The 11330-nt window shown below is 66.4% G+C and carries 12 protein-coding genes and 1 pseudogene; 4 read left to right on the top strand and 9 right to left on the bottom strand.

The window, feature by feature from the left end:
• Together AC1DT2_RS08330 and AC1DT2_RS08325 are read left to right on the top strand one after the other, a co-directional pair.
• Nucleotides 1–300, top strand: a 300-nt coding sequence (locus AC1DT2_RS08330; protein ID WP_477295814.1) for a hypothetical protein, incomplete at its 5' end; no start/stop codon positions are given.
• The gene (locus AC1DT2_RS08325; protein WP_477295812.1) at nt 297–1112 is read left to right on the top strand and encodes a metallophosphoesterase family protein; all 816 of its coding nucleotides are present in this window, start codon (nt 297–299) and stop codon (nt 1110–1112) included. The genes AC1DT2_RS08330 and AC1DT2_RS08325, both read left to right, overlap by 4 nt.
• Here AC1DT2_RS08325 and AC1DT2_RS08320 read toward each other — a convergent pair.
• Nucleotides 1109–1915, bottom strand: coding sequence for an SDR family oxidoreductase (locus tag AC1DT2_RS08320; RefSeq protein ID WP_477295810.1), 807 nt, complete (start codon nt 1913–1915; stop codon nt 1109–1111). The genes AC1DT2_RS08325 and AC1DT2_RS08320 overlap by 4 nt on opposite strands.
• Nucleotides 1916–2007: 92 nt before the next feature.
• On the opposite strand from AC1DT2_RS08320, the gene AC1DT2_RS08315 reads away from it, so the two are divergent.
• Complete coding sequence (locus tag AC1DT2_RS08315) at nt 2008–3039, top strand: oxidoreductase (protein WP_477295816.1); 1032 nt, start codon at nt 2008–2010, stop codon at nt 3037–3039.
• A gap of 8 nt (nt 3040–3047) precedes the next feature.
• Here the strand turns inward: AC1DT2_RS08315 and AC1DT2_RS08310 are convergent, their stop codons facing one another.
• Genes AC1DT2_RS08310 through AC1DT2_RS08295 form a run of 4 tightly spaced genes read right to left on the bottom strand, consistent with a single transcriptional unit; the run spans nt 3048 to nt 5439 of the window.
• On the bottom strand, nt 3048–3911 hold the full coding sequence (locus AC1DT2_RS08310; RefSeq protein WP_477295808.1) for a sulfurtransferase: 864 nt from the start codon (nt 3909–3911) through the stop codon (nt 3048–3050).
• Nucleotides 3905–4510: a CoA pyrophosphatase gene (locus tag AC1DT2_RS08305; RefSeq protein ID WP_477295806.1), complete on the bottom strand. Its 606-nt coding sequence runs from the start codon at nt 4508–4510 to the stop codon at nt 3905–3907. The genes AC1DT2_RS08310 and AC1DT2_RS08305 overlap by 7 nt, the downstream gene beginning before the upstream one ends.
• Nucleotides 4510–4707, bottom strand: a complete 198-nt coding sequence (locus tag AC1DT2_RS08300) for a DUF1289 domain-containing protein (protein WP_063572441.1) — start codon at nt 4705–4707, stop codon at nt 4510–4512. The genes AC1DT2_RS08305 and AC1DT2_RS08300 overlap by 1 nt, the downstream gene beginning before the upstream one ends.
• Before the next feature lie 18 nt (nt 4708–4725).
• Entirely contained in the window at nt 4726–5439 is a 714-nt protein-coding gene (locus tag AC1DT2_RS08295; protein ID WP_477295804.1) for an FKBP-type peptidyl-prolyl cis-trans isomerase, read from the bottom strand.
• A gap of 145 nt (nt 5440–5584) precedes the next feature.
• Here AC1DT2_RS08295 and AC1DT2_RS08290 point away from each other — a divergent pair, with 145 nt between their 5' ends.
• A complete protein-coding gene (locus AC1DT2_RS08290) occupies nt 5585–6367 on the top strand; it encodes an enoyl-CoA hydratase/isomerase family protein (RefSeq protein WP_477295802.1) in 783 nt (260 codons plus the stop codon).
• Nucleotides 6368–6465: 98 nt separating this feature from the next.
• On the opposite strand, the gene AC1DT2_RS08285 is transcribed toward AC1DT2_RS08290, so the two are convergent.
• From AC1DT2_RS08285 to AC1DT2_RS08270, 4 genes and pseudogenes are all read right to left on the bottom strand, one after another.
• Nucleotides 6466–7356 (bottom strand): DUF1684 domain-containing protein, encoded by an 891-nt coding sequence (locus tag AC1DT2_RS08285; RefSeq protein ID WP_477295800.1) that lies wholly within the window; start codon nt 7354–7356, stop codon nt 6466–6468.
• Between the two features lie 43 nt (nt 7357–7399).
• On the bottom strand, nt 7400–9247 hold the full coding sequence (gene mutL / locus AC1DT2_RS08280; protein WP_477295798.1) for a DNA mismatch repair endonuclease MutL: 1848 nt from the start codon (nt 9245–9247) through the stop codon (nt 7400–7402).
• A 69-nt stretch (nt 9248–9316) separates the two neighbouring features.
• Entirely contained in the window at nt 9317–10960 is a 1644-nt protein-coding gene (locus AC1DT2_RS08275; protein ID WP_477295796.1) for an N-acetylmuramoyl-L-alanine amidase, read from the bottom strand.
• A gap of 179 nt (nt 10961–11139) precedes the next feature.
• Nucleotides 11140–11330 (bottom strand): annotated as a pseudogene (locus AC1DT2_RS08270) (hypothetical protein); the annotation flags it as partial.

Below are 11330 nucleotides of genomic sequence, written 5' to 3'. Positions count from 1 at the left end.
ATCGACGTACAGCGCAACGACGGGACCCTCGCCGGCCTGGTCCTCAAGCCGATCGGCCGCCTGACCATGTTCGGACTGATCGTACGCGGCGCGCTGGGTAAGCTGGGAGAAGCACGGCATGCCGTCAGCTTCGCCTTCCGCGAGATCACCGTGACTCCGAAGCGTCACCGCGCGAAACTCAAGGTGGCGGTCGACGGTGAGATCATCTGGCTCGACCCGCCTCTCGTGTTCCGCGCCGCACCGCGTCCGCTTGCCTTGCTCACCGATGGTGCGCGCCAGCCCGGCGAGGATCCCGGATGAGTACCATCGCGCACATTTCGGATCCCCATTTCGGCACCGAGCGACCCGAGGTAGTGACCGCACTCGGTGAACTTCTCGTCTCGATGCGACCCGAACTCGTCATTCTCTCAGGCGACGTGACCCAGCGAGCCCGACGCTCCCAGTTCGATGCCGCGAAACAATTCATCGACGGCTATGACCGGCCGACGCTGGTGATCCCTGGCAACCACGATGTGCCGCTGGTCAATGTATTCGCCCGGTTGCTCTCGCCCTTCGCAGGGTACCGCCGCGTGTTTGGCGACAACCTGGAGCCATCGTTCGCCAGCGACGACGTGCTGGCCATCGGCGTCAACACGGTGCGGCCCCGCCGGCACAAGGACGGTGAGGTGTCGGACGCGCAGATCGATCGCGTCTGCGCGCGCTTGCGGCAGGCAACCGACGCACAGTTGCGCGTGGTCGTCACGCACCAACCCGTGCACGTCATCCGCGAGAAGGACGTCCGTAACCTGTTGATCAACCATGAGCGCGCCATCGCGGCCTGGGCCGCGGCGGGGGCGGATCTCGTTCTCGGCGGTCACATCCATCTGCCGTATGTGCGCCCCTTGAATACGCCGTCGCGCAAGCTGGCCAGCGAGCTATGGTCGGTGCAGGCGGGTACGGCCCTGTCGACGCGCATCCGTGAAGGCATAAGCAATTCGTTCAACGTGATCCGGCACGACGCATCCGGCGACCGCCAGGCATGCGTTGTCGAGCAGTGGGACTATAACGAGGCCAACGGGCGCTTCGACCCGGGTGGCAAGACGACCATCCCGCTCGAACGCTACAGCGCCTAGACGTAGTGCATCTTGCGGGCGACACCACCGTCCACCGTGAAATTCTCTCCAGTAATGAAGCCTGCCTGCGACGACAGCAAGAACACGGCAAGCGCCGCGATGTCCGGCGGCACACCTGCCCTGCCGACCGGATGCTGTGCGTGGTCCGCCGCGGACAGCCTGGGCTTGCGCCGCGCCGACGGCTTCCTCCAGTCGTCCACGACGATCCATCCCGGATTGATCGCATTGACGCGGACGGGACCCGCACTGATCGCGAGCGCGTGCGTGAACGCGACGATGCCGCCCTTGCTCGCCGCATAGGCTTCGCTATCGGGTTCGGACTGGTGCGCACGCGACGAAGCGATGTTGACGATCGCTCCGTTGGACTTCTTCAACGAGGGCAATGCGTGCTTGCTGCACAAGAACGTGCCGCCAAGGTTGGTATCGATGCGGCGCTTCCATTCGGCCCAGTCGAGTTTTTCGACGGGCGCGGTGTGTGCGTTCGCGATGCCCGCATTATTGACGAGGCCGTCGATGCGTCCGAATCGGCGAAGCGCCGCCGCCACAAAGCGCTTGACGCTCGCTTCCTTCGCCACGTCGAGGACGAGAAAGGCCGCGCGATCGCCCGCGTCCCAGGCGTCGATGCAGGCCTTGCCCGCTTCGGCGTCCAGGTCCCCGATGACGACGCGGCCACCGGCATCCAGAACGCCTTCGGCGATTCCCCGACCGATTCCCTGCGCCCCGCCGGTCACGAGGACCACCTTGTCGGGCCATTCGCCGATAGGCGAGGACGGGACCGGCGCAACGTGTTTCGGTGTGGGCATGGCGGCTCTCCTCCAACGAAGGGTTCGACTTTAAACGAAACGGTCAGGCGAGCCGCGCTAATCTTGGCGGCATATCCCGCCCAGGAGCGACCATGCAACCGATCTCCACCGGCCTTATCGGCTACGGCACGGCAGGCGCCTTCTTCCACGCGCCATTGATCGCCGCCGCCGACGGCCTCCGCCTGTCCGCCATCGGCAGCCGCCGCACCGACGAGATCCGCCGGGATTTCCCGGAGGCCGTGGCCTATGAGGACCCCCGGGCGCTGCTGGCCGATCCGTCCATCGACCTCGTCGTCATCGCCACCCCAAACGAGACCCATGCGCCGCTGGCCCGCGCCGCATTGGAAGCGGGCAAACACGTCGTCGTCGACAAGCCGTTCACGCTCAATGCGGGGGAAGCCGAGGCGCTTATCGGCCTCGCCGACCAGGTGGGGCGCAAGCTYTCGGTATTCCAGAACCGCCGCTGGGACAACGACTTCCTGACCGTGCGGCGCCTCGTCGACGACGGCCGGCTTGGTGAAGTCGTCTATTTCGAGGCGCATTTCGATCGCTTCCGGCCGGAGATCAAACAGGGCTGGCGCGAAACCGAGACGCCGGGCGCCGGATTGCTCTATGACCTGGGGGCGCACCTGATCGACCAGGCGCTGGTGCTCTTCGGCATGCCACAGGCCATCACAGCCGACGTGGCACGCCAGCGCGCCGCGGCCAGGGCCGACGATTACTTCCATCTGGTGCTCGACTACGGGCATCGCCGCGCGGTGCTTCACGCGTCCGTCCTGGTACGCGATCCCGGGCCCCGCTACCTCGTGCACGGTGACGGCGGCAGCTTCGTGAAATATGGCATCGACGGGCAGGAGGCCGCGCTGCGCGAGGGTCGGCGGCCCGGTGGCGAGGGCTGGGGTGGCGACGACCCGCTTCTGTTTGGCCGTTTCACGGATGCCGACGGCACGGCGACGGTGATCGATACCCTGCCGGGGCGCTACACCGCGTTCTACGACGGCGTGGCCACGGCGATCAGAGAGAACACGGCGATGCCGGTCGATGCGCACTCGGCGCGCGATGTGATCCGGGTGATTGAAGCAGCGCACATCAGTGCGCGGGAGCGGCGTAGCATTTCGCTGTGAATCGGATCCTACACGGGGTCGCCCAGGGCAACCCCGCGCGACCGATCGCTCACCCACCCACTCCACGACGGCGCATAAAGTCGCGAGCCACAGAGCCCTGCGTATTCCATCGCCAGCAGGTTATGGCAAGCGGTCACGCCGGAACCGCACATGTGGACGACATCTTCCGCATCGTGCGCTCCAAGCAACGACCTGAACTCGCGTTGCAATTCCTCCGGCAAACGGAAGCGCCCATGCGCATCCAGGTTGTCCGCGAACGGATGATTCCTCGCACCCGGTACGTGCCCTGCGACCGGGTCCAGCGGCTCGACATCGCCGCGATATCGCGGCGCGGCACGCGCGTCGAGCAAGAGGAAGCGGCCGCTGGCGACGCCTTCCGCCAGTTCGTCGGCGCCCACGGTGCCCGCTTCGTCGAACGCCACGTGGACGGAGGTCGCCCCATGCTGAACGACCGCATCGTCGACGGGCGCGCCGGCGTCGAGCCACCCCGCCCAGCCGCCGTCGAGCACAGCGACGTTGTCGATGCCGGCAAGTCGGGCAAGCCACCAGAAGCGCGCCGCCGCAAGCGCACCGCCGGCTGCGTCATAGGCGACGACCTGCAGGTCCGGCCGCCAGCCAGCGCGCGATAGCCACGCCGCGAACGACGACGCCTCGGGCAACGGATGCCGACCGCGTCCGGCAGATGGCGTCGCCATATCCGCAAGATCGCGGTCGAGGTCGGCCCGCACGGCGCCGACGATGTGGCCGGCGGCGTAATCGCGATCGCCCTTGCCCGCATCCGCGAGATCGAAGCGGCAGTCGACGAAGAGCACATCGTCCGCGGAAACATGGGCGGCGGTTGCCGCGTCGATCAGCGTGCGTGAAATCAACATGGATGACCCATCCGCTTCAGGAGGTTGTAAAGGATCGCCGCGGTGACACCCCATATGCGGTAACCCGCATGGAGGAACTCGACCATCTCCCGCCGGTGGCCGCGAAAATCCATCGTATACCGGCGCAAGTTGGCAGGCTCGAGGAAGAAGGCAAACGGCACTTCGAAGACTTCCGCTACCTCACCCGGATCGGGTTTCAGCGCCGCGTTCGCCGCAATGCGTGCCACCACGGGCGTCACCGAATAACCGCTGATCGTCTCGAACGCTTCGAGGAAACCGAGCGGCGTGACCATGCTGGCATCGAGGCCGATTTCCTCCTCGCTTTCGCGAAGCGCCGTGGCCACGACATCCACGTCGTCGGGTTCGACACGGCCGCCGGGGAAGGCGACCTGCCCCGCATGCTGCTGCAGGGTGTCCGTGCGCACGGTGAGCACGACGCGCTGCTCGCGATCGTCACGGATGCCAATAAGCACCGCCGCGGGGCGACGCGGGGCGGCGCCGATCAACTCGGCCATGTCCGCGTGGTTCCAGCCACGCGGACCGGGAGGCGCCTCCAGGGGAAGCAGCGCGCCACGTAACTTCGCGAGCAGGTCGTCCATCAGCGCGCCTGCCGGTGCGGCAGCACCTCGTCCATGATCCAAAGCTTCTGCACATCGTCCATCGTGGACCAGCGGGCGATCTCGTCACCCGTGCGCAGGCAGCCCTCGCACAGCCCGCGCGTGTCGAGTCGACACACGCCGGTGCAAGGCGTCAGGGGTAGCGTTGACGAGGGGACGATGGCCATACCGTCGGCCATTCTAGCGCCCCGGCCCGGTTACTGCTGGATGTCGACCAGTTCGATGTCGAAGACCAGGGCTTCGTTCGGCCCGATACGCGGCAATTCGCCCCGCTCGCCATAAGCCAGGGCCGGCGGGATCACCACCTTCCATTTGTCGCCCACGTGCATGCGCGGGATCACGTCCTGCCAACCGGCGATGACGCGATTCACCGTGAAGGTGACCGGCTTGCCGTGGGCGTAGGAGCTATCGAACTCGGTACCGTCGATCAGCGCGCCGCGGTAGTTCACCACCACCGTGCTGGTCATCTGCGCCTGCGCGCCGCGGCCCTTGGTGAGCACCGCGTACTGAATACCCGAGGGCAAGGTCACTACGCCGGGACGCGTGCGGTTGTGGGCAAGGAAGTCGGCACTTCGCTGGGCGTTCGCCGTGGCCACACGACGGAACTCGACGACGGAGTCACGCTGGACCTTCGCATCGAAGTTGACCAACTGCTGCTGCATGGTGTCGATCGGGATGCCGGGGGCGCGCTTGGCATAACCATCCTGCAAGGCCTTCACCAGTACGGAAATGTCGACATCGGGCTGCGCGCTGTTCGCGAACTGGGTGCCAATCTGGTAGCCGATCGCATAGGACAGCTTGGTCTTGTCGATTGCCGGCGCCCCGGATGCCGGAGCGGTCGGAGCCGACTGTGCAAGCGCCGCGCCACTGACCAGTGCCAGCGCGATGACCAGGAAACGCAAGGGTGACATCCCGTTCTCCGTGAATCCGGAACTTTGAGCGTGCGTGGAGGATAGTCCATCGGCCACGAGGCCGCCCGTTCGCCATCAGACGCCGCCGGAAGCCAAAGGTTCCCCTGCTAACATTTGCTTCCTCATCCCCTCGCCAGGAACCGCCATGGCCTTCCGTCATGTGACCACCGCGAACCGCGCTGCCGTCCGCACCATCACTGTCAACCGCCCCGACAAGCTCAATGCGCTCAATCAGGAAACCATTGCCGAGCTGACCCTGGCGTTTCGCCAGGCCGCCCAGGACGATGCCGTTCGCGTCGTTATCCTCGGCGGTGCCGGCGAGAAGGCCTTCGTGGCCGGTGCGGACATCTCGGAGATGACGGGGTGGGCACCGGTGAAGGCCCAGGCGGCATCACGCGCCGGACAGGACCTGATGCTGACCATCGAGCGCCTCGGCAAGCCGGTGATCGGGAAGATCCAGGGCTATGCCCTCGGCGGTGGCATGGAACTGGCCATGGCCTGTCACATCCGCGTGGCCAGCGAGAAAGCACGCTTCGGCCAACCCGAGATCGGCCTCGGGCTCATCCCGGGTTTCGGTGGCACGCAACGCCTCACCCGCCTCGCCGGGCGCGGTGCGGCACTGGAACTCTGCCTGCTCGGTCAACCCATCGACGCCGCACGGGCCGAGCGGCTGGGCATCGTGGCCCGCGTGGTGCCCTCCGAGGAACTCGAAGCGACCGTGGATGCCATGGCCGACCAGCTGGCGGCGGCCGCACCGCTGGCGCTCAAGGGCATCCTCGAGGCCGTGATCGAAGGCGGCGAATGCGCAATCGACCAGGGCCTGGCATTTGAGACCCAGGGCTTCGCGATCGCGTTTTCCACCGAAGACATGCGCGAAGGCACGAGCGCGTTTCTGGAACGCCGGAAGCCGTCGTTCAAAGGGGCCTGAGGTAAAGGCATCGCCGCTGAAGCGGCTCCTACCGAGCAGGTTGACGGGACCTGCTGGGTAGGAGCCGATTCATCGGCGATGCTCCTGGCCAGCAAAACTCACCCATGCCCGCCGGCGTACTTCTTCTCGCCGGCCGTCACCCGCACATCGAGCCGGTTCTCCGGCGGAGCCAACGGACAGGTCGCATACGGCGTGAAAGCGCAGGGCGGATTGCGGGCCTCGTTGAAATCGAGGACAAGCTTGCCGTCCTTCGCCAGCGCGGTGTCCAGAAAACGCGCTGCGCCGTAGGTCTCCTTGCCACTGGTGCGGTCGGCGAAGACGAAGAAAAGCGAATCCGGTTCTTCCTGGATCGGATACAGCTCGAAGGTATGACCGTCGCGGACGAACACGGCCTTGCCCGGCACCTTCTCCTTGTCGATGCCGCCGAGCACATTGCCGATTTCCAGCTCGTGCGGCGGATCGAAAGGCACCCAGTCGGCGACCACGCGCCACGACGGGTCGATCGGGAAATAGTCGAGACCGACGAAGTGAGCCCGTGAGTCGGYGTTCTCGTCCTTCACGCGCAGGGCCTTCTTGCCCTCGCGAGCGATGACGAAGAAATTCGCCGAGCCGAAGCGCACTTCCGTGGCCTTGCGGCCCGTGCCGCCATCGTCCACGAGCGTGGCGCGCTGGACATCGCGACCGTCGACGAGGACCCCACTGCCCTTGGCCAGCTCGAGCGTGGCCGAGCCGCCTTCGTCGAGAGTGATCGTGCCGAGATGCGCCGGACCCGCCTTAAGGATGATGTCGTTGTCCGCGGCGCTGCCGATGCGATTGACGCCGGGCTGGAGCCATTCGAGCCCGATGAGACTGAGCCAGCCGTCCGGCGCCTTCAGCGTCTGCAGGCGGTCGGCACGGACTTTCTCCACGGAGGCCGCGTAGTCGTCACCGGCAACGGCACTTCCCGTGGTCACGGCGATCACGGAGGCAAAGGCGAGCGAGCGGATCATGGCGTTACCTCGTTTGGACGTCTATCCGTCCAGCATAGCGCGATCAGCGACCGCGAAGGAACAACCGATCCAGCTCGCCCAAGGATAACTGTACCCAGGTAGGCCGACCGTGATTGCATTGTCCAGACCGCTCGGTAGCTTCCATTTCGCGCAGCAGCGCATTCATTTCGGGAATGCCCAGGCGCCGGCCCGCGCGTACAGAGCCGTGACAAGCCATGGTCGAGAGCAATTCGTTTTCCAGCTCCTCGAGGCGCCGCGAGCTGCCGTGCTGGGACAGTTCGGCGAGCACGTCGCGCGTCAGCTGGGCCACGTCGGCACCTTCGAGAAGCGACGGAATACGGCGCACGACGACGCCGGACGGCCCACTGCGCGAGAGCTCCAGGCCCCACTCCGCCAGTGCGTCCGCGTGCTCTTCCGCCGCGGCGGCTTCGCGCGCGCTCACGGCGATGGACAAGGGCACGAGCATCAGCTGTGAACGCAGGTTCGCGGTGACGCGGCCGTTCTTGAGTTTCTCGTAGGTGATCCGCTCGTGCGCCGCGTGCATGTCCACCAGTATCAAGCCGTGCTCATTTTCGGCGAGCACGTAGATGCTTTTCAGTTGGGCAATCGCATAGCCAAGCGGTGGCACGTCGCTGCCGGCGTCGGGCTCGTTGCCGGCCAGCGGCGACCCGGCCGCGAACGACGGGCGCGACGCAGAAGACGACCCGAACAGCGTCGCGTAGTCGGCCAGCGGCTCGTCACGCACGCCGAGGCTAAGCCGCGACTGGCTGGCCGACTGCGGCCATGCCGGCATGGCCGGCGACATGGGTGAAACCGCGACCGGATAAGCGCTACCGGCAGTGCCGTGAGCGGTCGGATACGTGGATTCCATCACGGGCGCAGATGCACCGGCCCGGGTCTGCGCCAGCGCTTCGTGCAAGGTGCGGAACAGGAAGTCGTGGATCAGGCGCTGCTCGCGAAAACGTACTTCGCTCTTCGCCGGATGCACGTTCACGTCGACGCCCGTGGGGTCCAGTTGCAGGAACAACACGAACACGGGATGGCGGCCATGGAACAGCACGTCCGAATACGCCTGGCGAACCGCATGCGCGACGATGCGGTCGCGCACCAGCCGACCATTGACGTAAAAGTACTGTTGGTCGGCCTGCGAACGCGATGCGGTCGGCAAACCCACCCAGCCCGACAGCCGCAGGCCGGCAGCCTCGTGTTCGACCCGCAAGGACTGGCCGGGAAATTCGGGACCAAGCACCTCGGCGACGCGCGCGAGCGCGGCGTTCTCGTCGCGCGCGGGCTTGAGCAGGCGCACCGGCTTGCCGTTGTGGGTGAGGCGGATATCGACGCCTTCGCGGGCCAGCGCCAGGGACTTCAGCAAGTCGTCGATATGCGCGAACTCGGTGCGCTCCGCACGGAGGAACTTGCGGCGCGCCGGCACGTTGTAGAAAAGGTCGCGTACCTCGATGGTGGTGCCGGGCGGATGCTGTGCGGGGCGCGCATCCTGCAGCCGACCACCGTCGACTTCGATGCGCCACGCGGCGTCCTGGCCCTCATGCCTGGAGGTCAGGGAGAAGCGTGCCACCGAAGAGACCGACGCGAGTGCTTCGCCGCGAAAACCCATGCTTGCCACGCGTTCGAGGTCATCGAAGCTGCCGATCTTGCTTGTGGCGTGCGATGCCACGGCCAGCGCGAGTTCGTCGCGCGGGATGCCACCACCATCGTCGCGTACGCGAATGAGCCGGGTGCCGCCCTGCTCGATATCCACCTCGATGCGGCGGGCTCCGGCATCGATGCTGTTCTCGACGAGCTCCTTCACCACAGAGGCGGGACGCTCGATCACTTCGCCGGCCGCGATCTGGTTGATCAGCTCGGGCGGAAGGGGACGGATGCTGGGCATGGGCGGTGCGACCTGACGTGCTTTCAGGCCGAAAGGATAGCCCAAGGTCCCGCGGACTGCCGAACCACGTCAGCCCGACGGAATCACCATGACGGAGCCAATGCGGACATTATCGTCGTTCATCTTGTTGGCCATCTTCAGCGCGCCCACGGAAACGCCGTACTGGTTGGCGATGCCGGTGAGCGTCTCACCGCGGTTGACCCGGTGCAGATCCCGCACGTTGTCATCGGCACGACCGCTCGCGGCCTTGCTCGAAGGCGCCGGCGTGTCAGCCCTGGCGAGTGTCTTTTTCGGCGGCGCGGCGCGGCTTGCCGCCTTCACGGCATCCGACGCGACGGCCCCTGCGTCGGCCGCCATCGCGGGAGCCACCGGCGCGGACGCCGCCGTGCTGGCCAGCGAGGTTCCGTTGCGGCGTGCGGCCTGCGCGGCAAACCACGTGCCGGGCGGCGGCATCGACTCGAAATAGTTACGCACACCGCCAAGGACGGCCGTGGCGAGTTCGCGACGATGTCCATCGTCGCGCAGGCGGGTTTCTTCCGCCGGATTGGTAATGAACGCTGTCTCGACCAGGATCGACGGCACGTCCGGTGAGCGCAGCACGACGAAGTTGGCGCGCTCGACGTAACCGCGATGGGTCGGACCCAGACGACCCAGCGCCTTCAGCACGTTCCCGGCGATGGATTCGCTGGCCTGCATGGCATAGCCCTGCTGCAGGTCCAGCAATACGGCAGCGAGGCTATCGTCTTTGTCGTCGAGCGAGACGCCGCCGACCAGATCGGCGCGGTTTTCACGATCGGCCAGCCAGCGGGAGGCCTCGCTGGTCTTGCCGCGCGGCGACAGCACCCAGACCGACGAACCCTTGGCATCGCCGTTCTTGAAGGCATCGGCGTGAATGGAGACGAACATGTCCGCGTTGTGCTCGCGGGCGATTTCGTAGCGGCGCTTCAGCGGAATGAAATAGTCGCCGTTGCGCGTCAGCACGGCCTGCATGCCGGGCTGGCGGTTGATCTGGTCAGCCAGCTCGCGGGCTACCTGGAGGGTGACATCCTTCTCGCGCAAGCCGGTCGCACCCTTCGCACCCGGATCTTCACCGCCATGACCGGCGTCGATGGCGACTACGACCTTGCGATCCCCGGTGGGGAGCATGGGCGGGCGGCCTGCCGGGACCGTCTTGCCGCGCGAACCGCGGGTGGAACGCGTCGGCGCGGGCGCCTGCGTCGGTGCCTCGGCAGCGGCATCGTCGTCGGCCGACGCCAGGGACGGTGCATCGTGGTCGGCCACCGGCGGCGGATTGTCGCCCGGGTCGATCTGCCCACCCGGATAGAGATCCAGCACCAGACGGTAGCCGTAGTCACCGGCGGGCTTGAGCAGGAAGCTCTTCGGCTTCGCCTTCGGATCGACCGTCGCGACCAGGCGCGCCGAGCCACCCTGCTTGCTCACAGTCATCGACTTGAACAGGCCCTGGCCGCCCGGCGCGGCGAAATCGCCCGTCACCGAACTGCTGGCGACATCCAGCACGACACTGCCGGGCACGTCGCCCTGCGACATCTTGTAGGACGCCGGCCCGGACAGATCGAAGACCACGCGCGTGTACTCAGGACCGGCCCACGCACGGGCGGCCTTCACGTCGGCGGCCGACGAGGAGGCAGCAGTCAGCGTCGCGATGGCGGTCACGCACGCTAGGAGGCCAAGTTTGATAGTCATTCCCCTCATACGGCCCGGATTGAACTGCAAGCGCCCGACGAATGCAAGACGTTTTCCCTTGTTAATCCATAACCTGCGAAACCTTCGTCAACGGGCGTACAGGAATGTGCCGCAAGCGACGGGGGCAACGGCCTCAAAAAGCCCATGATTTCAGTGATGAATAGCGCAAAAGCGGCAAGGGGCGGGCGTTAGTCCTGCCGCGGCGGGACCGTGGTCAGGGAAGCCACGACGCGCTCGCCGAGCGGCGACCTCGACGCCATACGAACCGCCCTGCCCTCCGCTTCATGGCGAAAAGTCAGCGCTAGGTCCACCGGCGGCAAGGCACCAGCACCGCGCTCCGGCCACTCCACAAGGACGATGGCCCCCGGCTCGGCGAGGC

Source organism: Luteibacter sp. P4_E6, assembly GCF_056401535.1.
Note: the sequence above shows the minus strand (reverse complement) of the source record. Positions and strands in the feature narration are given on the sequence as shown.